This is a genomic window from Buttiauxella selenatireducens (assembly GCF_031432975.1).
Classification (GTDB): Bacteria; Pseudomonadota; Gammaproteobacteria; order Enterobacterales; family Enterobacteriaceae; genus Buttiauxella; species Buttiauxella selenatireducens.
This window is the reverse complement of the sequence record NZ_CP133838.1, coordinates 4,568,246-4,591,205: the sequence shown is the minus strand read 5'-3', so window position 1 is coordinate 4,591,205 and position 22,960 is coordinate 4,568,246. Positions and strand designations below refer to the sequence as shown.

The window sequence follows — 22,960 nt, the reverse complement described above, 5'->3', positions numbered from 1 at the left end:
TTAATGATCGTAAGGTGGATGCGCTCAACGGCATCCACCTTTTAAGCCACTATTCAAAGGAACCTCCAATGTCTGTAATACACAATCCAGGGATGGCAGACCCTCAATTTGCCTGGGTTGGAACCTACTCTCCCAATGGCGAAGGGATTTATCGCTTTCAGGTTGATGCGAAAACCGGTGCGCTGAGCCACAAAACATTAGTCTGCGAATGGCCAAATGCTGCGCAACTGACGATCGCTCGCGATGGTAAAACGCTTTATGTGGCCAGTGAAGTGGAAAAGGGCGTTGTTGCCGCTTTACGCGTGGGTGACGACGGGAGCCTGAAAACGCTTAATCAGGTTTCATCAGGTGGTGCGGGGCCGGTTTATCTGTCTCTGACGCCTGACGAGCGTTATCTGCTGGTGGCGAATTACACCAGTGGCTCCGTTGCAATATTGCTGGTGCAAGCGGATGGTAGCCTCGGTGACGCCACTGATATCCAGCAAGATTCTGGCCCTGCGGGGGCGAAAAAACCTGAAGCCGCCGTAGAAGGCAGTTTTGCCGTAAGTGGGCACAGTGGCCCACACGCCCACATGATCAGTACCGATCCCAGCGGGAAATTTGTCTTTACTACCGATCTTGGCCTCGACAGGATTTATCAATATGACTTTGATGATGAAAGCGGGAAGCTGACGCCTAACGATCCTCCGTTTATTGCCGCCTCTTCAAAAGGTGCCGGGCCGCGCCATTTTGTGTTTACGCCAAAAGGTGATGGCTTATGGTTAATCAATGAAGAGGCTTCTACGCTGACTCACTATCAGCTGGATGCAAGCAAAGGGACATTGACGGAAGGTGAAAGTATTTCTACTCTGCCCGAAGGCTTCAAAGGCACTAACTTCGCATCGGGTCTGGTGCTAAGCCTGGATGGAAAGCAGCTGTATGTCGCTAATCGTCTGCATAACAGTATCGGGCACTTTACTGTTGCAGAGAACGGCAAGCTGGTTCATCAAGACAGTGTCTGGACGCGCGGTGATTATCCGAGGACGTTAACCCTCGACCCTACGGGAGCGTATCTGTACGTGATGAATCAGCGCAGTGACAACATCACTCGCTTTAGTGTGGCGCCGGCAGGTGGAAAACTGACTTTTGTTGAGGATTACTGTGCGGTAGGAAACCCGTCACAGATGGTTCTGCAACCGATAAAGTAGTGGCTGTAACGGGTGCTAATCCCTCCCGATTAACGAAAGGAAACGGCAGTGAGATTCCCCAACCAACGTCTGGCTCAGTTGTTTGAGATGCTACAAAACGAGACGCTGCCCCAGGATGAACTGGCGCGGCGTTTAGCTGTTTCTACGCGCACGGTGCGTACGGATATCACGGCTTTAAATGCATTAATGGCTGATCATGGCGCGCAATTTGTTCTCAATCGCGGTGCAGGCTACCAGCTCAACATCACCGATATGGCGCTCTACCAGGCGCTTCAACAGCAGCCTTCGCGCCAATTGCGTATCCCGCGTAGCTCGCCTGAGCGGGTGCATTATCTGGTGGTGCGCTTTCTCACCTCCGCATTTTCTTTAAAACTCGAAGATCTGGCAGAAGAGTGGTTTGTTAGCCGCGCGACGTTGCAAAGTGACATGGCAGAAGTGCGCGAGTGGCTCGCTCGCTACAATCTGACCATTGAAACGCGTCCGCGCCACGGCATGAAGTTGTTTGGCAGCGAAATGTCGGTGCGCGCTTGCCTGACTGAACTGCTCTGGCAACTGACGCAGGAAGACAGTGACAACCCACTGCTGACTGAAGAAACACTTAATGCAGGCGTGCCGGAGCAACTGGCGACTGAACTGCATAGTTGCTTCACACGCTGCCGTATCCGCCTGACTGACGAAGGCGAACAGTTTATACGCTTGTACTGTGCTGTCGCGGTTCGACGTATCAGCGAAGGCTACCCGCTGCCAGATTTCAGCGCCGACAATGTCGACGAAGCCGTACGTGAAGCCGCGCGGCAAATCACTGGGCTGTTACAGACGCTGGCTGGCAAACCGCTTTCGGAAGCGGAAGAACAGTGGCTGCAAGTGCACATCGCTTCACGCCAGGTACAAGAAGTGGCACCGAGTGCCATTAGCGCCGACGATGACGAAGCGCTGGTGAACTATATTCTGAGTTTCATCAACAACAACTATAACTACAACCTGCTGACAGATAAGCAGTTACATGCTGATTTACTGACGCATATTAAAACCATGATAACCCGCGTGCGTTATCAGATTAACATCCCCAATCCTCTACTGGACAATATCAAGCAGCACTATCCGATGGCGTATGACATGACGCTTGCCGCGGTGTCGAGTTGGGGTAAATACACGCCTTTTGTCATCAGTGAAAACGAAATTGGTTTCCTGGTGCTGCATATCGGTGTCGGGCTGGAACGCCACTACAACATTGGTTATCAACGTAACCCGCGTGTGCTGCTGGTTTGCGATACCGGGAATTCCACGGTACGCATGATTCAGGCGATGTTGCTGCGTAAATATCCGCAGATAGAGGTCAGACGTATTATTTCGCTGCGCGACTACGAACAACTCGACAGCGTTGAGGAAGATTTTGTTATCTCCACCGCCAGAGTCACAGACAAAGCGAAACCTACCGTGGTGGTGGCGCCGTTCCCGACCGAGTATCAACTCGAACAGTTAGGCAAGCTGGTGCTGGTGGATCGCACGCGTCCCTATATGCTGGAAAAATTCTTTGATGCCAGCCATTTCCGCGTCATTGATGAGCCCATGTCGCAACAGGAGTTGTTCAGCACGCTGTGCCAACAGCTTGAGCAAGAAGGGTTTGTCGGTGAGGATTTTTATCCGTCGGTGGTGGAGCGTGAGGCGATTGTCAGCACCGTGCTGGGCGAAGGCATTGCGCTTCCGCACTCATTGGGACTGATGGCAAATAAAACCGTGGTTTATACCGTGCTTGCACCTCAGGGTATCAGTTGGGGTGATGACACAGCGCATGTCATCTTCTTGCTGGCAATCAGCAAAAGCGAGTATGAAGAGGCGATGGCGATTTACGATTTGTTTGTCACTTTCCTGCGCGAAAGGGCAATGCCGAGGCTGCGAGACAGTAAAGATTTTGACGAGTTTAAAGCCGTGGCGATGGATTGTTTGAGTCGGTTTTGATGGGAGTACCACCCTCATCCCGACCTTCTCCCTGAGGGAGAAGGAGAAGTCAGATGATCCCCTTTTCCTGAGGGAGAAGGAGAAGTCAGATGATCCCCTTTTCCTGAGGGAGAAGGAGACTAAGTCCCCTCTCCTGGGGGAGAGGGTTAGGGTGAGGGCAAAATTACTTCAGAATAGTAAACGCAGTCGTCACATGTTTTACGTCACTGACCCGGCTGGCAATATCTGCCGCAGCTTTAGCTTCCCGTTCTGTCACCAGCCCCAATAAGAAGACTTCGCTATTCTCGGTAGTGACTTTCACACTGGTCGATTTTACCTGGTCGCTTGCCAGCAATTGCGAGCGTACTTTGGTGGTAATCCAGGTATCTGACGACGCTGTACCTAAGCCGATCGGTGCCATGATACGGATTTCGTTGTACACCTCGGTGGTGCCATCAACGCCCAACGCAATTTGTTTGGCTCGTGAAGCGAGTTCAGTATTTGGCGCCTGGCCGACAAGCAGGACTTTTCCCTGATAAGCCGAGACATTGATACGTGCGTCTTTCTTGATTTGTGCGTCTTTAGACAATGCGCTGCTTACGCGCAATTCCAGAGTACCATCGTCAACCTGAGTACCGACTGAGCGAGGATCTGTCGCGGTTTTAGTGGCGACAGCGGCGGTACCCACTACTGCGGCAGCAACACAACCTTGTAGAAGTAACGCAGTAAAAAGGACTGCAAGTGGCTTTAATGCCTTCATTTGTACTCCTTAAACGTCCTGGTGTGGGAATAACGTATTATCAATTAGATCGCACAGGCAGTTTACCGTCAGCATATGCATTTCCTGAATGCGTGCGCTGCGGTGAGAAGGGATGCGGATTTCAACATCCTGCGGCCCTAATAAGCCGGCCAATTCCCCGCCGTCATAGCCAGTTAATGCAACGATAGTCATGTCACGCGTCACGGCAGCTTCTACCGCTTTGACAATATCACGACTGTTACCACGGGTCGAAATCGCGAGCAAAACATCACCGGTATGGCCGAGCGCACGTACTTGTTTCGCGTACACTTCTTCGTGTAAACGATCGTTTGCGATCGCGGTTAAGACCACATTATCGGCATTAAGTGCAATGGCAGGTAAACTCGGGCGCTCAGTTTCAAAGCGGTTGATCATGCTGGCAGCAAAATGCTGGGCGTTAGCCGCAGAAGTGCCGTTGCCGCAGCACAGAATTTTATTGCCATTGAGCAGTGACTGAACCAGTGTCATTGCTGCACGGGAGATAGCATCTGGCAACGCTTCAGCGGCGGCAATCTGAGTTTGAATACTTTCCGTGAAGCAGACTTTGATTCTTTCGAGCACGTTTATTTACCTGGTTACTTTAAACATCTGCGGTGAACGCGTTGGTTAACCACTCTATTTCATTGCCGGTGAAGGCTAACACATCGAAACGGCAATCCACAGTATCAAAACTTCCTGATGTGCGTGCTAGCCAATACTGAGCGACATGTAACAATTTTTGTTGCTTGCGACGCGTGACGCTGGCAGCAGCACTACCAAAGAGGTCGGAGCGCCGGTATCGTACTTCTACAAAGACGATAACGGCACCGTGTTGCATGATGAGGTCGATTTCGCCACCGCGTGCATGAACATTGGCAGCAATAAAGCGCAGTCCTTTGCGTTCAAGAAAGCGGCGCGCGCTCAACTCGTAGTGCGCGCCAGCTTGTTGACGGGTCAGGAGGCTGGAACGATTTGACCCCGACTGAATTGCAGCCAATTTAACTTCCTGTTAATGACGCAATCTGGATTTGCAGACAGCGTGCCGGTGTTGCCATTCACCTGATAACCCGGCACCTGGCGGATTTGAGAGAAGTGATTTGCCAGTGACCATGCATCCACACCCATCGCATACAGGCGCGCCAGCGAGTAGTCGTTACGCACACTCCCCAACGCTTGTTGCATCAACGATGGATTGTTGCCCGCAAGCATCGGGATTTCACTGAACTGCAAACCGTCCATTTCCAGACGGAAATCTGGACCGTTCACGCCCTGAGAGCTGCGCGAGCTGGCATACAGTTGTGCTGCGCTACGGCTACCGGTACGCATGGCGATCATCGGTTTGATCAGAGCGACTTCATCCGGTGTTGCCACAATATAAGCGGCGTCTACGCCACCGGACGTACCCGCGGTAATTTGCGCATCAGTCGGTGGTGGTGGAATAGTCAGCCCGCCGATGGTCACACCCGCAGGTTGAGCGGAGGCTGGCGTTACCGGAGTACCGCTTAACGCGATACCTGAACCGCTGTTAATCCCTTGTTTGAGTTCGGCAATAGAACCGAATTTTTGTTGCAGCACCGTGCCGCCACCCAGCTTCAGCCATTCATCGGCAAAGGCTTTGGTCACGCGATCGCCCAGTGTGCTACGCGGCACCAGTAACAGCGGTGCACGGTGGCCCTGTTGCCAGATATGGCCTGCTGCATCACGGGCTTCATCTTCTGGCGACAGCGCGAAGTAGCAGATATTGGCACGGTTCTGTACGCTTTCCGGCTGGTTCAGCGCCAGGATATTCAGTGGCGAAGTCGTTGTGGCTAACTGGTCAACATTGTTTTTAAGCAATGGGCCGACGACTATCGTTGCACCATCTTGCTGGGCTTGAGCCAGTATCTGCGCCAGTGGCTGCGTGGTGGTATCGTAGACCTTGATTTCAGCGGATGGATTCGCCGGGGCTGCCGCTGCTGCCTGTACTTGTGGCGCAGGTTGCGGCGCTGGAGCAGGTTGTACAGGCGTTTCCGTAGGCTGTTGGGTTAAATCATCAACCGAGGCGGCTGACGGGCTTGCCACCATGTTGGGATCGACTGGCTGTGGCAGAGCCGCTTGTGTGGTATCACCAGGTTGCGCATTGGCATCCGCTGGCTGCACTGGTGCCGTTGCTTGCGCCACCGGAGCGGAGCCCATATTTTTCGCTGCTTCAAAACCTTGCTGAATGGTGCGACCAAAAACCGCCGCCTGGCCGCTTAATGGCAGCAGCAGGGCAATTTTGTTAGTCGACGCGGGTTTGTAATTCTGCATATTGCTTAACTGCGTCGGCAGTGTTTTCGCACCCGGATTCTGCGGATAGCGTGTTTGCCAGTCTTTAATACCGGCTTTGAGCATTTCAGGATCGTTACGGTTGTCGTTCCAGACGCGTTGCAGATCCAGCCAACCTTGCAGTGTGTTTTCGTCGGCATTGATAACCAGAGACTTCATCTGCTCGGCCGTCATCAGCGATAACGCTTGCCAGGTACCATCAATATTTTTTTGATGCGCAGGGCCAGTCAACATTGGCTCTTGCGCGATATAGGCACGCAGCAGTTCAATCGACGGGCGATTCTGGCTTGCGTCGATAACCGCCTGGTAATAGCGCGCCTGCTGATTTTTGTTTAGCGCAGCAACATTGATTTTGCTCAGACGCGCGTTGGCATCGGCATAATCTTTCTGGGCGACTTTCACTTCGGCTGCCAGCAGTGCCTGTTCACGGCGTTGCGTCTCATCCATCTCTTTCGGTAGCTGATTGTAGAGATCAACGGCTTGCTGGGTTTTGCCTTCTTTTAACAGCGCATGAATGGCGAGTAATTGCCAGGAGGTCTTGCTATCATCAGTGCTTTGCTGCATTTGTTGCAGGTAATACGCCGAATTAGCAGTGGCTTCGCCCTGCATATGCGCAATCGACTGGTCTGGTGCTTTAGTAGTACAGCCGGCAAAAAATAGCGCGGCCAGCACAACAGGCAGACAACGCCCGGCTTTAGAACGAATAAATTTAGACGGTACCATTCTGTATCCAGTGTAATTTTTATCTCAGTGTTCAATATTAAATCGGCAATACGGATGAAACAATGAAACAACTCGAAACGGCGGCTATTTCTGCCAGCACGCTCTACATCGTTCCGACACCCATCGGTAACCTCGGCGATATCACACAGCGGGCGTTATCCGTGTTGCAAAGCGTTGACCTGATTGCCGCTGAAGATACTCGCCATACAGGATTACTGCTGCAACATTTCGCCATTAATGCGCGATTGTTCGCATTGCACGATCATAACGAGCAACAAAAATCAGAAACCTTGCTGGCTAAGCTTCAGGAAGGGCAAAGCATTGCGTTAGTTTCTGATGCAGGAACGCCATTAATTAACGATCCTGGTTACCATCTGGTGCGCACGTGCCGCGAAGCGGGTATCCGCGTCGTGCCGCTGCCCGGCCCTTGTGCTGCTATCGCGGCATTAAGTGCTGCCGGTTTACCTTCCGATCGCTTCTGCTACGAAGGTTTCTTGCCTGCTAAATCGAAAGGCCGCCGCGATGCGCTTAAGGCCATTGAGCAAGAACCTCGCACGCTGATCTTCTATGAGTCCACGCATCGCCTGCTCGATAGTTTAGACGATATCTGCGCGGTGCTTGGTGAATCACGCTATGTGGTGCTGGCTCGTGAGCTAACGAAGACCTGGGAATCGATTCACGGCGCGCCAATTGGTGAGTTGGCGGCATGGGTGAAAGAAGACGAAAACCGCCGCAAAGGTGAAATGGTCCTGATTGTCGAAGGCTTTAAAGCGCCAACCGATGATGCGCTGCCAGCCGATGCGCTGCGTACTCTTGCTTTGCTACAAACAGAATTACCGCTGAAGAAAGCCGCTGCACTGGCCGCCGAAATCCATGGCGTGAAGAAAAATGCGCTATATAAATATGCGTTAGAAAACAGCGAGAAATAACGTTTTACGAGAAGCCTCGCACTGTGCTGTTACGGGTATCGGTATTGTTTGAAAACTAAAAATAAGTGATGTTAATTTGCTCAAACTGTTTTTAGCTTAGGATGAGCAAATTATGCCGGTGTTAATTCGTGGGGACTCAAATATGATCGTGATGCCATTGTCTTATAGCCCTGCGGCGATTGAGCGCTCTTTTCAGGTGGTTGATGAAATCACGCTGGCGGGGAAGAGGTTTCTGGTTATCTTTGATAAACAGACGCCGCGTGCCGCTATAGTTAAAGCTGATATTGAAGAGATTGATGGTGTCGCGCGTCATATCGCGGTGGCAATGCTTGAGTTAGCCAATCAAAAAAGTATTGGCGATAATGTCATTTCGGTTGAGCGTTTTTGGGAAGAAACGGATCTGCTTCAGGTTGAGGGGGTCTGTGTGGAGAGGCGCTATCAGGAGGCCGGTTTTGCCACCCGGCTGTATGAAGCGTTAGTGATTAACTGCGGGGTCATTCTGATGAGTGATAATACGCAGTATCAAGGCGGCAAGGCTTTGTGGCAAAAGATTGCACGTGAATCAAAGGAACTGTCTGTGTTTGTTCTGGACACCGATTCCGGCAGATTCTATCCCTATGATGGCACGAAAGTTATCTACGATGGCTCAAGCATTCCAGAAGAAAAAATCTGGAGTGAACATCCTGATACGACTCGCTTTGGCGTAGTGTTGATAGCTGAAGATAAGAAAAAAATCGACAAACTTGCCTCAAATTAAAAACCCGCTTTCGCGGGTTTCAAGTCCCCGGCACTACACAATCACCAGTTCAAGTTGGCTTTTCTCCAGCGCTTTTTTATCTTCCGCGCTAATACTCTCATCAGTTATGACACAGTTGATTTGCTCAAGTGGTAACACCTGGTTAAAGCCACGGCGATTGAATTTGGTGGCGTCCAGAACCGCGACAACTTTATGTGCTGCTGCGGCCATGACCGCGCTGATAGAGTAGCCTTCGTTAAACGTCGTAATACCGTTTGTCATATCCATACCGTCCGCGCCGACAAACATCAAGTCGGCACTGATACCCTGCAATGAATGCTCGGCGAGCGTGCCATGCATGGAGTGCGTTTTATGGCGCACCGTACCGCCACAGACCACCAGGGTGATGTCTTTGTTTTCTGAAAGCGCAAAAGCCGCTGGCAGACTATTGGTGATCACGGTGATATTCGCTTTCTTTAGCAGAGCCTCGGCGATAAGCAGCGTGGTGCTGCCGCTGTCCAGAATCACGGTCATGCCGTCGCTGACCATTTCCACCGCGCGTTCGGCAATACGCTTTTTGGGATCTTTGGCGAGCTGATAACGGTCTTCCAGAATCACTTCGAGGTTGTCGGCATCCATCAGATTACTGCCGGGGCGTGCTGCGCCACCGTGAAAACGCGTGACCAGGCCTTTTTCTTCCAGCAAGCGCAGGTCGGCGCGGATAGTAACCTCTGAAATTCCAAAGGTATTCGAAAGATCGAGCACCAACACGCTGCCTTGGGTATTAATCATGTCGACTATTTTGTTGCGTCTTTCAAACGAGTTCATCTTTATTTGCCTGATAATTAACTCCATGCAGTGTAAACGAAAGTGATGCGAAACATAAACGGCAATTTCCGAAAGAAAATGTGAGCCAGCGCACTGGCTCAGGAAGCATCAGGCCAGTTTGAGGATAATTTTCCCATTCATTGGCTTTCCGTTCAGGGCTTTCACGGCGGCGGCAAAGCTCTCAGGTTCGCCGGTATGGGCGATAAGCGGCTTAAGCTGGATTTTATTTTCACTGAGTAAACGTGCGGCGGTTTCCCATTCGACACCCGGCCACGGCCCGGAGTAGTTCATCCAGCTTCCCGTTACCGTCAGCTCTTTGCGTAGTATCTGCCCGAACAGTGCGGAAGGTAAGTTCAGATCGTGATGCAGTGTGCCTACTAATGCCAGCTGCGCACGAGGCCCGGCGATATCAATGGAGAGCGCAACCGTCTGCGGCACGCCAGCCGTTTCGAGGATCACCTGATCAAAGCGGGATCCCTGCATTAACTCGCGGATTTGCGCCGCGCTCATCTCTTTACTGTTAAAGACCTGCGTAGCGCCAAGCTCCGTGGCGAGTTCCAGCTTTTCTGGATTGATATCAATCGCGGTGACAGAACGAGCACCGAGGGCTTTGGCGCACTGGAGTGCCAGCAAGCCAATGGTCCCCGCGCCAATCACCACCACATTTTTATCTTCACAACCGCCAACCAATTCAAACGCATGCAGGCCGACGGTGATAGGTTCCAGAAATGCCCCATCTTCGAGTTTCATCCCCCGAGGCAATTTGAAAATGTTGGCGCGTTTCATAACAATGAATTCCGCGTTGCCCCCGTCGCTGCGTGAACCGACAAAGGTGTAGTTTTTGCATAACGAAAAGTAGCTGCGTTTGCACTCCGGGCAGTCAAAGCATGGGTGTAACGGGACGCAGGCCACGGCATCACCGGGCTGTAAATCTCTCACATCGTCGCCACATTGTTCTACCTGGCCGCTAAATTCATGCCCAAGCACTATTGGGTAGAAATGTGCGCCATTGTGGAAAATGCGCGGAAGGTCGGATCCGCATAACCCTGAGGTGTGAACGCGAACTAACACCTCGTCTTTGGCTTGCAGCACAGGAGTGGGGCGCTCTTCAACACGCACGTCGCCCTCAGCATGGATAACCACTGATTTCATAACAGATCCCATAAAAAGGTAAGTGGGGAGCGTTGACTCCCCAAAGGTTTATTGAGCGGAACTGACGGGTTGGCTTTGTGCCAGTTGCGCTTTTTCTTGCGCGACAAAGCCTCGTGCGCGACGCCAGGTCAACAGCACACCGGCTACGTAAAGGGTGCCAATCACGCACAATCCCACCACGTTTTGCCAGGTCAGTAATTGAATCAGTAACCAGGTAATTGGCGAGCCGCCCTGGTCCATCGACGCCACCATCCCACCTGCTTTTAGCGCCCCGGCGTTGGCCGCCAGTTGGGTATGCAGACCGATGGTTTGCGTGGCAATCCACAGCGTGATAGCCATGATGATGGAGCCAGAAATCAGCGTGCGGAACAGATTGCCCTGGTGAACCGCAACCGCCATGGCAACGAAGAAGCCGATAGTCGCCAGGTCGCCAAACGGCAGCACCTGGTTGCCCGGTACCAGCACCGCGATAAGAATGGTCAATGGAATAAAGATCAGGCTGGCAGAAACCACCGAAGTGTGTCCAAGCAGTAGCGCCGGATCTAAACCAATCAAAAACTCCTGGCTGCCAAATTTTGCCTGTAGACGTTTACGGGCGTGCTTCGCGATGGGCGTCAGGCCATCCATAATTGGCTTGATGACGCGTGGCATCAGCAGCATTACCGCCGCCGTTTTTACTGCCAGTTGCATGACACCTTTCATGTCGTAGCCTGCCAGCAAGCCAATCACAATCCCCATGATAAAGCCGACGGTAACCGGTTCACCGAACGGCCCAAAACGTTTCTGGATGTCATCAGCGCTGAAGTGGATGCGGTTGAGGCCTGGAATTTTTTCAATGATGGTATCGACCAGCACCGCGATAGGCCCGAGGTAGGCTGAAGATCCATGCGGAATAGCGATGCCATCAAGCTCGAAGAAATTCTTTGTGTCTCTGGCAAACCAATCACCGAGTTTATAAACGAACGCGGCATGAACCACGACGCCCAGTATGCCCAACCAGTATGAACCCGTCGCGAGATGCACCAGCGCGCCGGTAAAGGTCATATGCCAGATGTTCCAGATATCGACGTTCACCACGCGTGTCATGCGGGTAATCAGCATCAGCACGTTCACGCCAATGGCGATAGGAATGGCTACCAGTGCAATTTGCGAAGCCCAGGTCATGGGTGATGAGCCAGGCCAGCCGACATCAACCACATGCAGGTTTATCTGGAACTGTTCCGCCATGGATTTTGCCGCTGGGCCGATGGAGTCGAGCATCAAACCAATCACCAGGCCGATACCGACAAAGCCAATACCGATATGCAGGCCGGATTTAAAGCAATCCCCGAGTTTCATCCCCAATGCTTTTGAGAAGAGAATAATCACCAGCGGCAGCATCACCGTAGGGCCGAGGTCGAGGATGTAACGCATGATTTCGCTAAACATGGCTCTACTCCGCGAGGAAAGTGAGAATTTTTTTCTGCAAGGCTTCGATGCCTACGCCGGAGATAAATGGCATACCGTGTACCACGGGAATATCGCCAAATGTTCTGTCGACGCGGGCGGTGGTGCAGATGAGATGGGCACCGTCCATATAGGTTTCGATTTCTGTTACCCGGCATTGCACTAAATCGAGCGCAATACCGTGCGCTTCGCACAACTCTTTAATCTCTTCTGCAGCCATGGTTGAGGTGGCAACAGCCCCGCCACAGGCAACAATCACTTTACGTTTCATAGGGTATCTCCGTCTTATTATGCTTACGAAGCCGCACTTAATTGCGGTTCGAGAAGGGTGTTTCGGAATAATTCGCCCAGTTGTGCTGGCGGCGCTGTGAGTAGCCGCTCCATCACTTCCGGGTTTTGTAGCTCACTAAACAGGCGCTTTAACAACTCAAGCTGCGCCTGCGGGTTTTCGACGATCAGGGCAATAATCAACGTCACCGGGATTTCTCCATCGTCATCGGCGCGTTGAAAATGCACGGGTTTATCAGGGCGAATCAGGTAAATAGCCGGAGTTTTGGCGTGCAGCGCCTCACAGTGAGGAATGGCTACTGCATGGTGTTCAAGGTCAATTCCAGTCGGAAAGATGGCCTCTCTTTCCAGCAGCGCCTGCGGGTAACTGGCGTGGACTACTCCTTTTGCCAGCATCTCCGCGCCGATGTGTTGCAGGGCAGCATCGGCGTCTGCGAAGTGAATTCCGGTTCGTACAAATATTTGAGTCATGGATTTTCCTCAGGCCGCTGTTAACGAGCAGCCATAACGGTAGGCGCGCAGGACATCCTGAATTTTGTCGAGGATGAGAGAGTGAGGGGTGGCGTGGAGTTGTTGGGTCATCACGCGTTCGAATTGCACCGGCAAATACTGGCTCAAAAGCCCAAGCGGAATGCTGATAGCGTCCAGGTTAGCGGTCAGTTTTTCCACACTTTGACGAATGCGTGGATGCGGCCAGTAATAGCGCATGCGGTCCGAAAGGCTGAAGTGAATATCGACCATCGCCTGGCTGAAGGTCGGGTGGTAATACTTCTTCCAGTAGTTCGGCTCGTTGAGCATCACTTCATCAATGACCTGTAAAACCTGGCTGCGTTGTTCCGGCGCCACCAGTTCACTCTCAATTTTTGCCAGCGCAAAAATCGCTTCTCGCAGGGCAAAAGTGAGCGCCGGGCCGACTTTCAGAATCGCAAAGTGATCTTGTACCAGTTCGCGATAGGCTTTCCGCGCCTGGTAATCCGTGGAATGCGCCTCGTAAACCAGCGGAGTTTTCTTGATCCACGCGCAGAGCGCTTCGGCTTCCTTCGGCTGGTAATGGATCACCTGAGTGTGATCAAATTCCACGCCGGGTTGCACTACAATCGCGATCACGCGCTCCAGGGCTTTTTCCAGACCGAGTGCGGCAAAAGCCAGGCGGTGTGTTTCCACCGTATTAGCCGCATCGCTTTCGCGGGTGACATGTACTCCTTCGATGGCGCTGGATTCGCCTCCAGGTACCGGGACTTCAGTACCAATCACATAAGTGAGCTGTTGCTTTTGTTGGTCAGTGGCGGTCTGCTCTGCGGCCTGGCACAGCCGTGCGGCGCGGTTTGCGACCACTTGTGGGTCGAGCGGAACGGGATCGTCTGCGCAGGACATTGAAGCGTCCAGATGGATCTTGCTGAACCCTGCCGCAACATACGCTTTGATCAAATCGATGGATTTTTGCATCGCCTCATCAGACGGTTGATCCTGCCAGCAATTTGGCCCCAGATGATCGCCGCCGAGGATAATGCGCTGCTGTGGGAACCCCACCTCACGGGCAATCCGGTAGACAAAATCACGGAAATCGGCAGGCTGCATACCGGTGTAACCGCCGAATTGGTTAACCTGGTTTGAAGTGGCTTCGATAAGGACTTTGCGGTCGCTTTCCAGATCAAAGCGTAGGGCGGCTTCAATCACCAGTGGGTGGGCTGAACAGACAGAACAGATACCGATGTGCTCACCTGATTTATGACGTTCTATAATATCTTTCATTTGTATCTCTGTTTTCTTTTGTTTATTTTCGTTATGTTTTGAGTTGAACGCAAAGATCTTTGATGACAATCGTGATCCATGTCTGATTATTCATCTGATATGAAATTTATATCTTATTGTTTAATGGGTTATGATTTTTTTGCGATATCTGGACGTAAGAAGGCGCTCAATAGACGAAAGCTACTGAGCGCTAAACTCGAAAGGAAATATTAATTAAATAAACGTGCCAGCCAGCTTCGTTTCACTTCAGGAACGTAATGGGGAGCGGGCGTGGCAGGAAGTGTGGTGACTTCTCCCAAACCACTTTCAATCGCTTCACCTATAGCCTCCAGCGCCTGGTGTGCGTCTGGGCCACAGGTCTTAAAGCGCAGGCGGTGGCCGCTTTTTACACCCAGTGACACCACGCGCATCAGGTTTTTGGCATCTACGGTTCGGCTATCCGCATCCAGGTTTTCAACCGTAATTTGGCATTCGAACTGCTTGATGGTTTTTACCAGCACTGCACTGGGGCGGGCGTGCAGTCCGTGAGGGTTGTGGACCACAAAGGTCGCTTGCTCACCTTCGCCCGTTGCATCTTCTTTGTCTTCAGCGAGGTGCTGACCGTTTAGAATGACCAGGATATCGGTGGGCGTAGTGGCTTTTTCTATCGCTGCGGGCACGCTGTCGTCACTTAACGCATGCGTGAGCTGGCGCAAAATATCCAGATGTTCATTAGAACGGGCAGCAATCGCCATCACCACGTGGGCAATATTTCCCTCTCCCCACTCCACGCCGTGGCGGAAAACAATCACTTTCACTCCGGTATTGAGCACCGCATCGCGGGTTTCTGGCGTGCCGTGCGGAATAGCGATGCCGTTACCCAGATACGTCGAAATTTGCGCTTCCCGAGCCAGCATCCCATTCAGATAATCGCGGGTGGTATTGCCTGCCTGCACCAGTTTCCCTGCGACCTGTTTTAGCGCGTCTGTTTTATCAACCCGCTCGTCGCTGATGAAAATGTCCTGTTCACAGAGCTGCATTGTTGCCTCCTTGCTGAAGGTTTACAGCCGCCTCGACAGCCGGTTGTTTACGTACCAGCCACAGACGCCACGAGCCATACATCACCGCTCCGCAGGCGGAACCGGCCAGAATACAAAGTACCCACGCCAGCGGTTTACTGACCAGCGGCAGGATGAGGAAGCCACCGTGCGGGGCCGGAACCTGAATATGCAGGCTGTAGCTGAGTACGGCGGAAATGCTGGAGGCGACCATCATCATGGGGATCACGCGCAATGGATCTTTCGCGGCGAAGGGGATCGCACCTTCGGTGATATGGGTGCAGCCGAGGATGTAATTCACCATGCCAGCGGCGCGTTCATCTTCGCTAAACCCTTTCGGGAAGAAGGTGGTTGCCAGCGCGATAACCAGTGGCGGAGTAATGCAGGCGGCAGAAACACCAGCCATAAAGAAGTAATTTCCCTGGCCCAGCAGCAGTGTGCCAGTGACGTAGGCCGCTTTATTCACCGGGCCGCCGAAGTCGAAGGAGCACATAGCACCGACCACAATTCCCAGCAGAATCGGGTTTGAGTCTTGTAGCGAAGAAAGCCAGCTCATCATGCCGTTGTTAATCGCCGCGACCGGTTGTCCAAGCAAAACCATCAACACACCAATCGCCAGCACGCCGACCAACGGCATAATAAAGATGGATTTCAGCCCTTCGTACTGGCGCGGAAGCCCTTCAAGCAGGTTCTTCACCCACAGCATTAAATAACCTGCCGCGAATCCGGCAATAATCCCGCCGAGGAAGCCGGCCCCAGTGGCATTCGCCAGCAAGCCACCGACAAACCCCGCCACCATGCCTGGTCTGCCGGAAATGGAGTAGGCGATATAGGCGGTGAAGACCGGAACCATAATTGAAAACGCCTGCTGGCCGATTTTCATCAACATGGCGGCGATGGCGTTATATTCAGCCGATTTAGGGTCAGCGGAATAAATACCCCATAAAAATGAAATGGCGATTAATATCCCGCCAGCTACCACGAATGGCAGCATATTAGAGACGCCGCTCATCAGGTGTTTATAAACCTGGCGACCAAACGACTCTTTTTCCGTTTGAGTCGCGGTGGTGCTTTTTTCCCCTTTGCGAATGGGGGCCTCGCCGTTGAGGATTTTATTAATTAACGCCGCCGGGTGATGTATGGCTTCTTTTACCGGAACTTCAATAACCGGCAGGCCGTTAAAACGATCCGGGTTAACATCTTTATCCGCGGCAATAATCACGCCAGCAATATTAATTAAATCCTCGGGTTGAATGGTGTTTTCCACACCGCTCGCGCCGTTAGTTTCTACTTTAATTTCGATGGAGAGTTTCTTTGCCGCACTTTTAAGGGCCTCTTCGGCCATAAACGTATGGGCAATTCCGGTAGGGCAACCGGTAATAGCAATGATTCTTTTCATAAGCAGTCCTCTACAGTTTTTCGACCTGGATTTGCATGAGCAAATTGTCGATGGCGGCGAGCTGGCCTAAACCTGCCGAGCCTGCAACATCGGCACCTGTCGCGCTAGCGAGTGCTAACGCACGTTCCGTTTCGCCGCCTGCCAGCCAGACGCTGAGAAACGCGGCGAGTGCGGCATCTCCGGCGCAGGCCGAGCTAACCAGTTCGATATTGGGTGCGCTGCAAAACCAGCAGTTGCTTCCGTTGGAGAAATACATTCCCCGCGCGCCGAGAGTCAGCAAAATATTTCGCGCACCGAGAGCGTGCATTTCGGCAAAAGCGTTCTTTGCCTGTTGATGATTCGTGACCGTTAAACCAAATATTTCCGCCACTTCTTCATCATTGGGTTTAATTAATAACGGTTTAAATTCCAGTAACTGACGCAGTACCGGGTGGCTAATATCCAGAATCACCGCAATTTTTTTCTGCTGACATAGCGTCATAATTTCGGCGTAGAAATGGCTTTCTATTCCCTGCGGCAGGCTGCCGCTGATAACCAGATATTCAGCATCCGTAAGCTTTGATATTTCATGAATAACTTGCTGTTTGCAGTCGTCATTAATAAACGCGCCGGGGTTAACTAACTTATATTCCTGCGCGCCATCATGAATAAAAATATTGATGCGCGTGGGTTCACTCACCCAGGCGGGCGTGACGTTGAGCTTTTTCTTACGCAGTTCCTCGACGATATAGCGGCCGGTAAAACCACCAAAAATGCCAAGAATATGCGCGGGCTGTTGGAAATGATTCAGCACCAGGGCGACGTTAACGCCTTTTCCATTGGGGCAATATTCTGTGTGGTGAGTCCGGTTCACCACACCTGGTGCTATGGGATCGCTAAAGATATTCATGTCGATAGCGGTATTAAGAGTGAGTGTGTAAATCACCGTCAGCTCCTTATAGTTGCCCTTCACAGCCGCAGTCGTTAATCACTTTGCGTACCACTTCTTTCATCGCCAGTTTGGCGGGCTGCATGTAGTGGCGTGGATCGTTGGCTTTCGGGTTCTGCGTGAAGTGCTGCTTAAGCGCGTCGGAAAAGGCAATTTTCAGCTCGGTCGCCACGTTGACTTTACAAACCCCAAGGCCGATGGCGCGGCGAATATCACTTTCCGACAGGCCGGAGGCACCGTGAAGCACCAGTGGAACATTGACCTGGGCGCGGATCTCGGCCAGGCGGTCAAAATCGAGTTTTGGCTCATGGGCATACAGGCCGTGGGCGGTGCCGATGGCAACGGCCAACGAATCGATACCCGTGCGGGCGACAAACTCACGCGCCTGTTGCGGGTTGGTATAAAGCGCGTCTTTGCTGTCGACCACTAAGTCATCCTCCACACCGCCCAGACGGCCTAGCTCTGCCTCCACGCTCACATCGTAGCGATGACAAAAATCCACCACGCTTTTCACCAGCGCGACGTTCTCTTCAAAAGGAAAATGAGAGCCGTCGATCATCACCGAACGGATCCCGGCGTGAACTTTGGTTTCGATATCAGTAAGGGTTTCGTGGTGATCGAGATGAATCGCCAGCGGGAGATCGTATTCATGGGCCAGGGAGCCAGCGATAGCCACAATGTTGTCCATCCCGGCGTAGCTGAAGGTTCCCGGCGTTCCGGCGACAATCAGCGGCGATCGCATTTCTGCCGCCGTTTCCACCACAACCTGAAGAGTTTCAAGGTTGTGAATGTTAAAGGCGGGTACCGCATAGCCATTGTGCTGGGCCTTGAGGAGCATATTTTTACTGGAAATAATGAACATGGCTTTCTCCGCTAAGTAATAACTTACAAGTTTAAAGTTAAAATCATTTTTAACCTTCATTTTGAAAGCAATGTAACGATCCTTAACTGATTACGTTGTGATCATTACCGCAAATTTGCGATCAATTTTATAAAATGAAAGTTATTTATTGACTGATTATTTCTTTTTGTAAGTTAATAGGGCAATGAAAATTAAGATAATTAATTGAAATTATTGGTTTGTTTTCAATGGATAGCGAAAGCTGCGCCGATGGCTATTTGACTTAACTCTGCGGAAATTTAAAAATGAAAGTTATGAGCGGGGAAATGTTCCCGAAAATAAGCCAATAAGGTCATGTTGTGGCAAAACCCTCTACCAGCCTGCTGAAAAGGCGCCTGGATATCGCAGAGATCGTCCGTAAGAACGGCGAAATTAAAGTCGATGATTTAGCTGAAATGCTGGCGGTTTCTGGCGTGACGATCCGTAACGATCTCAACTACCTGGAGCAGCAAGGCTATTTGAAGCGATCCTTCGGTGGGGCGATTTATACTGCGCAGCCGGTGGGTATTCCCGTCAGCTATGATGTGCCGTGCGTGCAGCCGCTTGATAACGCCATCGAGCTTGAGTTGGCGAAACAGGTGGCCCGTCAGGCAGGCAATGAAGAAACGGTTTTCCTTGGCGCGGGCAGTGTGCTGCGTAAGGCCATTCCTTTCCTGGGTGAGTACCGTGAATTGTGTCTGGTGGTGAACGATTTAGCCCATGTGGCACCCGCCAGAGACTATATTGATGGGGAGATGGTATTGCTCGGTGGTGTGTTAGGCAGTTGCGGGCAGACGCTGGAAGGCGAGCTGGCGCTCCAGTCGCTCCGGCAATACCAGCCTTCCCGTTGCCTGGTGATGGTTGAAAGTATCAGCGACGACGGCACGTTGAATGTTGCCAGCGAAGCGGCGGCAGCCATCCTCCAGGAAGCCATTAAAGCCAGCACCCACTGCGTGGTGGCGATCGCCAGACGCCCGGTTTACGGCGAAGCCCGCTATGCCGTGGGCAAATTAAGCCAGGTGAGCGCGGTGGTGACACCTCAGATGGTGGCGGCGGAATATCATTCGCGGTTTCTGGCCGTCGGTTTATCTAACAGCTACACCAACAACGAATGCCTGACCTGGATTAATCCTGCCCTGCATCCGGCAAGGTGAAGGAATTAAGCATGAAAGTAACGATTGCGACACTCGGCGAGCTGCTGGTCGAATTTCTGGCGAAAAAAGAGAATCAGGGATTTTCCGCCCCCGGTGAATTCTGGGGACCGTACCCCAGCGGCGCGCCGGCAATTTTTGCCGATCAGGTGGCGAAACTGGGCTTTAATTCGCTGCTGTTTAGCTGCGTGGGCAGCGATGCGTTTGGTGAGATGAACATCGCCCGCCTGGCGCGAGACGGCGTTAATGTGCGGGGCATTTCGGTGCTGCCGAAAGCCACAACGGGTAGCGCGTTTGTCAGCTATCGCACCCAGGCTCAGCGCGACTTTATCTTTAATATGCCCAATAGCGCCTGCGGGTTGTTGAGCGCCGATCACCTTGATGAAACCTTGCTCGGCCAGTGCCAACATTTTCACATTATGGGTTCATCGCTGTTTTCGTTTCGTCTGATTGATGCGGTGCGCAAAGCGATTGGTGTGGTGAAGGCCAACGGCGGCACAGTGTCGTTCGACCCGAATATCCGTAAAGAGATGCTGAATATTCCGGAGATGTCGCAGGCCTTTGAATATATTCTCGATTACACGGATTTCTTCCTGCCAAGCGATGGTGAGCTGGACTATTTTGGGCTTAGCCAAACTCGTGATGAGAGCAAGATCGTTGCAAGCCTGTTCACGCGTGGCATCAAACATGTCGTCGTCAAACGCGGGCCGCGCGGTGCCAGCTATTACAGTGAGGACGAGCAATACCACGTACCGGGATATCCGGTAGATGTGGTGGATCCCACCGGTGCGGGCGACTGTTTTGGCGCAACTTTTGTCAGCCTGTTCCTCGCGGGTTACAGCGTGCCGGATGCGCTGGTGCGAGCAAATGCCAGCGGTTCGTTAGCCATCTCTAGCCGTGGCCCGATGGAAGGAACATCGACGCTGGCTGAAATAGAAGCGTTTATGGCGCGGCAGGAGAGAAGTTAATTGTTGCCACGCTGTCAGGAAAACTGACAGCGTGTCGGTAGAAATCCTCATACCTTCGAATATTTATACCCCCGCAAACGACTCACGCTCAGAGCGATGGCCAAAACAGTGGCGATGACCGCCATCCACAGGCTGATATCTACGGCGCTGCTTTGCGTATAAAGCGACATGAAAATCCCGACCAATGCCGCGCCCAGGCATTGCCCAAAAGTGCGCACGATTGCCAGCACACCAGAGGCATATCCGCTGTTTTCACGTGACGCATTGGCCAACATCTCTCTGTTATTCGGGCTTTGAAAGCAGCCAAAACCGATACCGCAAACCACACTGCGCAGACAAATATCCCAGGCTGGAGCATGCTCAGGAAGTAGCGCCAGAAGCGTCAATCCAATAGCGAAAATCCCCAGTCCGATTGTCGAGATTATCGCGGCTGAATAGCGGTCGGCCAAACGCCCGGCATGGGGAGCGGCCAGAATAATGCCTATCGGCCACGGGGTAAAAAGCAGGGCTGAAATCAGTGCGCTGTAACCGTAAACGCTCTGGAACAGGAAGGGTAATGCGATGAAAGTAATGCCCTGGCTGACAAAAGAGGCCAGCGAGGTGAGCGCTGCCAGCGAAAACCGTGAAGAAGCAAAGATGCTGAGCGGCAGCAGAGGCTTTGTTGCGCGTCGCTGAACTCTGATGAACGCAAAGCCTGTGAGAATAGCCGTTGCAGCGTAAGCCATCGCCACTTTCAGGTCGCCGTTGCCGGGATGGGTAAAGGCGTCTGCGGCCATAATCAACGCGCCTAATGCCATTGCCGATAATAAGGCTCCTGCATAATCGAACGGTTCACGTTTTAAAGCCGGGTTGTTGGGCACAACACGCAGCGTAAGTAACAAAGCCATCATGCCCAGCGGAATGTTAATCGCAAACAGCCATTTCCAGCTCATCGCCGAGAGTATCGCGCCCCCAAGAATCGGTGCAATAGCGGTACTTGCACCAATCAGCAATGCGTTCAGGCCGAGTATTCTCCCCAGCAGGCGGTTAGGGAAAACCGAGCGCAAGATTGCCGGGCCAATACTCAATGTGGCGGCTCCGCCAATGCCCTGTAATACGCGCATGGCGATTAACATCTCCAGTGAAGATGACAGCGCGCATCCCACGGAAGCCAGCGTAAACACGCTGAGGCCGAAGGTGAAAATGGTGCGGAACCCCAGGCGGCTGGAAAGTGCGGCAAAGATCGCAAGTGTCATTGCTGCCGATAGCAGGTAACCGTTCGCGACCCAGACAGAAGTTCCTGGCGATACCTCGAGCGAGCGTGCGATTTGTGGCAGCGCGATGGTGATCATCGAGCCGTCGAACACGACCATGGCTGCCATCGTCATAACAGCGGCCATGGCTAAGCCACGCTCGAGGCCGGGTAAACCTTCATCGCCAGGTTGGCTGGAAAATAACGCCATCTTTCAGAACTCTTATCGTGGATAGATGCCAGAAATATAGCGGTGTTAGATACGTGGCGGAAGACGCACTGCTTACACTAATAAACTGCATCAAACGCCATGTCTCAACTACAATGCGGTTATGAATGAACCTGATTTGAATTTGCTTATTGCCCTTGATGTGCTTCTGGCTGAAGGAAGCGTGGTGGGCGCTGCACGTCGCCTGGGGTTAAGCGCTTCGGCAATGAGTCGCACGCTGAGTCGCCTTCGCGAAACGACCGGCGACCCGTTGCTGGTGCGGGCTGGGCGCAATATGGTGCTGACGCCTTATGCTGAAGAAATCCGTGAACGCACGCAAAATGCGGTCTTTGAAGCGCGTGCGATACTTCGGCCCTCAACGGCTGCGCTTAATCTCGCCACGCTTGAACGCAACTTTACCCTGCGGACTAACGCCGGGTTTATCGAGATTTTCGGCGCTGCACTGATTGCTGCCGTAGCCGCTGTCGCGCCTTTAGTACAACTGCGTTTTATGCCAAAACCTGAGAAAACCGCGAAGTATTTACGTGAAGGTGTGATTGATCTTGAAATCGGCGTGCTCGGGGAAATGGGGCCGGAAATCCGTTTAACGGCTCTTTATCGGGACAAGTTTGTCGGCGTAGTCAGAAAAGGCCATTCGCTTGAGCTGGACGGTGAAATGACTGCCGCGAAGTACGCCGCGTGTGGGCATGTTGTGGTGTCGCGCCATGAACGGGGAACCGGCCCGGTAGATGTGTTGTTAGGTGAACTAAACCTGAAACGCAAAATTGCGGCGATGGTGCCAGGGTTTCCTGCGGCGATAGCGGTGGTTCAGGCGTCCGATCTGGTGGCGCTGGTGCCGGCGACATTCTTGCTCAATCAGCCGGGGTTAAATGGGAATTCAGGGGAAGCCCGGCTTTATGTGTTTGAGCTACCGGTGAAAACCCATGAAATTACGGTGTCGTTGATGTGGCACCCGCGCTCGGAGGCAGACCCGGCGCATTGCTGGTTACGGCAACTGGTGTTGAGTGTTTGCCGTGAGAAGGTGACGGGATAGATTCCATCAAATTCCCTCTCCCTTTTAGGGAGAGGGTTAG

The 22,960-nt window shown here is 52.4% G+C and carries 22 protein-coding genes; 7 read left to right on the top strand and 15 right to left on the bottom strand.

Translation table 11 applies throughout. The features are described 5' to 3' along the window. Window positions 1–68 precede the first annotated feature (68 nt). Window positions 69–1,187 carry a lactonase family protein gene (locus RHD99_RS21005; protein WP_309876362.1) on the top strand — a complete coding sequence of 373 codons (1,119 nt, stop codon included), beginning with the start codon at window positions 69–71 and terminating at the stop codon, window positions 1,185–1,187. A 48-nt stretch (window positions 1,188–1,235) separates the two neighbouring features. Then, window positions 1,236–3,146, top strand: a complete 1,911-nt coding sequence (locus RHD99_RS21000) for a BglG family transcription antiterminator (protein WP_309876361.1) — start codon at window positions 1,236–1,238, stop codon at window positions 3,144–3,146. 163 nt (window positions 3,147–3,309) lie between these two features. Here the strand turns inward: RHD99_RS21000 and dolP are convergent, their stop codons facing one another. Genes dolP through RHD99_RS20980 form a run of 4 tightly spaced genes read right to left on the bottom strand, consistent with a single transcriptional unit; the run spans window position 3,310 to window position 6,933 of the window. Next, on the bottom strand, window positions 3,310–3,885 hold the full coding sequence (dolP, locus tag RHD99_RS20995; protein WP_183272619.1) for a division/outer membrane stress-associated lipid-binding lipoprotein: 576 nt from the start codon (window positions 3,883–3,885) through the stop codon (window positions 3,310–3,312). Between the two features lie 9 nt (window positions 3,886–3,894). Further along, entirely contained in the window at window positions 3,895–4,485 is a 591-nt protein-coding gene (gene diaA, locus RHD99_RS20990) for a DnaA initiator-associating protein DiaA (RefSeq protein ID WP_183272620.1), read from the bottom strand. Window positions 4,486–4,504: 19 nt separating this feature from the next. Next, complete coding sequence (locus tag RHD99_RS20985) at window positions 4,505–4,900, bottom strand: YraN family protein (protein WP_309876360.1); 396 nt, start codon at window positions 4,898–4,900, stop codon at window positions 4,505–4,507. Next, window positions 4,858–6,933 carry a penicillin-binding protein activator gene (locus RHD99_RS20980; RefSeq protein ID WP_309876359.1) on the bottom strand — a complete coding sequence of 692 codons (2,076 nt, stop codon included), beginning with the start codon at window positions 6,931–6,933 and terminating at the stop codon, window positions 4,858–4,860. The genes RHD99_RS20985 and RHD99_RS20980 overlap by 43 nt, the downstream gene beginning before the upstream one ends. Before the next feature lie 62 nt (window positions 6,934–6,995). Here RHD99_RS20980 and rsmI point away from each other — a divergent pair, with 62 nt between their 5' ends. Both rsmI and RHD99_RS20970 read left to right on the top strand, forming a co-directional pair. Continuing rightward, window positions 6,996–7,862, top strand: a complete 867-nt coding sequence (gene rsmI / locus RHD99_RS20975) for a 16S rRNA (cytidine(1402)-2'-O)-methyltransferase (RefSeq protein WP_183272623.1) — start codon at window positions 6,996–6,998, stop codon at window positions 7,860–7,862. 112 nt (window positions 7,863–7,974) lie between these two features. Beyond that, a complete protein-coding gene (locus RHD99_RS20970) occupies window positions 7,975–8,619 on the top strand; it encodes a hypothetical protein (protein WP_309876357.1) in 645 nt (214 codons plus the stop codon). Window positions 8,620–8,652: 33 nt separating this feature from the next. Here the strand turns inward: RHD99_RS20970 and RHD99_RS20965 are convergent, their stop codons facing one another. From RHD99_RS20965 to RHD99_RS20920, 10 genes are all read right to left on the bottom strand, one after another. Next, a complete protein-coding gene (locus RHD99_RS20965; RefSeq protein WP_309876355.1) occupies window positions 8,653–9,426 on the bottom strand; it encodes a DeoR/GlpR family DNA-binding transcription regulator in 774 nt (257 codons plus the stop codon). A 108-nt stretch (window positions 9,427–9,534) separates the two neighbouring features. Then, window positions 9,535–10,578 (bottom strand): galactitol-1-phosphate 5-dehydrogenase, encoded by a 1,044-nt coding sequence (gene gatD / locus RHD99_RS20960; protein ID WP_309876353.1) that lies wholly within the window; start codon window positions 10,576–10,578, stop codon window positions 9,535–9,537. Window positions 10,579–10,626: 48 nt separating this feature from the next. Beyond that, complete coding sequence (locus tag RHD99_RS20955; RefSeq protein WP_309876352.1) at window positions 10,627–12,006, bottom strand: galactitol-specific PTS transporter subunit IIC; 1,380 nt, start codon at window positions 12,004–12,006, stop codon at window positions 10,627–10,629. 4 nt (window positions 12,007–12,010) lie between these two features. After that, entirely contained in the window at window positions 12,011–12,295 is a 285-nt protein-coding gene (gatB, locus tag RHD99_RS20950; RefSeq protein ID WP_309876351.1) for a PTS galactitol transporter subunit IIB, read from the bottom strand. A 23-nt stretch (window positions 12,296–12,318) separates the two neighbouring features. After that, window positions 12,319–12,783: a PTS galactitol transporter subunit IIA gene (gene gatA, locus RHD99_RS20945; protein WP_309876349.1), complete on the bottom strand. Its 465-nt coding sequence runs from the start codon at window positions 12,781–12,783 to the stop codon at window positions 12,319–12,321. Between the two features lie 9 nt (window positions 12,784–12,792). Further along, window positions 12,793–14,064, bottom strand: coding sequence for a tagatose-bisphosphate aldolase subunit GatZ (gatZ, locus tag RHD99_RS20940; RefSeq protein WP_309876347.1), 1,272 nt, complete (start codon window positions 14,062–14,064; stop codon window positions 12,793–12,795). A 209-nt stretch (window positions 14,065–14,273) separates the two neighbouring features. Then, on the bottom strand, window positions 14,274–15,083 hold the full coding sequence (locus tag RHD99_RS20935) for an HPr family phosphocarrier protein (protein WP_309876345.1): 810 nt from the start codon (window positions 15,081–15,083) through the stop codon (window positions 14,274–14,276). Then, window positions 15,070–16,500, bottom strand: a complete 1,431-nt coding sequence (locus RHD99_RS20930) for a PTS fructose transporter subunit IIC (RefSeq protein ID WP_309876343.1) — start codon at window positions 16,498–16,500, stop codon at window positions 15,070–15,072. The genes RHD99_RS20935 and RHD99_RS20930 overlap by 14 nt, the downstream gene beginning before the upstream one ends. 10 nt (window positions 16,501–16,510) lie before the next feature. Continuing rightward, complete coding sequence (gene pfkB / locus RHD99_RS20925) at window positions 16,511–17,425, bottom strand: 1-phosphofructokinase (protein WP_309876341.1); 915 nt, start codon at window positions 17,423–17,425, stop codon at window positions 16,511–16,513. 10 nt (window positions 17,426–17,435) lie between these two features. Next, window positions 17,436–18,290 (bottom strand): tagatose bisphosphate family class II aldolase, encoded by an 855-nt coding sequence (locus RHD99_RS20920; RefSeq protein ID WP_309876340.1) that lies wholly within the window; start codon window positions 18,288–18,290, stop codon window positions 17,436–17,438. Between the two features lie 338 nt (window positions 18,291–18,628). Here RHD99_RS20920 and RHD99_RS20915 point away from each other — a divergent pair, with 338 nt between their 5' ends. Together RHD99_RS20915 and RHD99_RS20910 are read left to right on the top strand one after the other, a co-directional pair. After that, window positions 18,629–19,462: a DeoR/GlpR family DNA-binding transcription regulator gene (locus RHD99_RS20915; RefSeq protein ID WP_309876339.1), complete on the top strand. Its 834-nt coding sequence runs from the start codon at window positions 18,629–18,631 to the stop codon at window positions 19,460–19,462. Window positions 19,463–19,473: 11 nt separating this feature from the next. Continuing rightward, entirely contained in the window at window positions 19,474–20,427 is a 954-nt protein-coding gene (locus RHD99_RS20910) for a sugar kinase (RefSeq protein WP_309876338.1), read from the top strand. Window positions 20,428–20,474: 47 nt separating this feature from the next. Here the strand turns inward: RHD99_RS20910 and RHD99_RS20905 are convergent, their stop codons facing one another. After that, window positions 20,475–21,869, bottom strand: coding sequence for an MFS transporter (locus RHD99_RS20905; RefSeq protein ID WP_309876337.1), 1,395 nt, complete (start codon window positions 21,867–21,869; stop codon window positions 20,475–20,477). A 121-nt stretch (window positions 21,870–21,990) separates the two neighbouring features. Here RHD99_RS20905 and RHD99_RS20900 point away from each other — a divergent pair, with 121 nt between their 5' ends. Next, window positions 21,991–22,920 (top strand): LysR family transcriptional regulator, encoded by a 930-nt coding sequence (locus RHD99_RS20900; protein WP_309876336.1) that lies wholly within the window; start codon window positions 21,991–21,993, stop codon window positions 22,918–22,920. The last annotated feature ends 40 nt before the right edge of the window (window positions 22,921–22,960 follow it).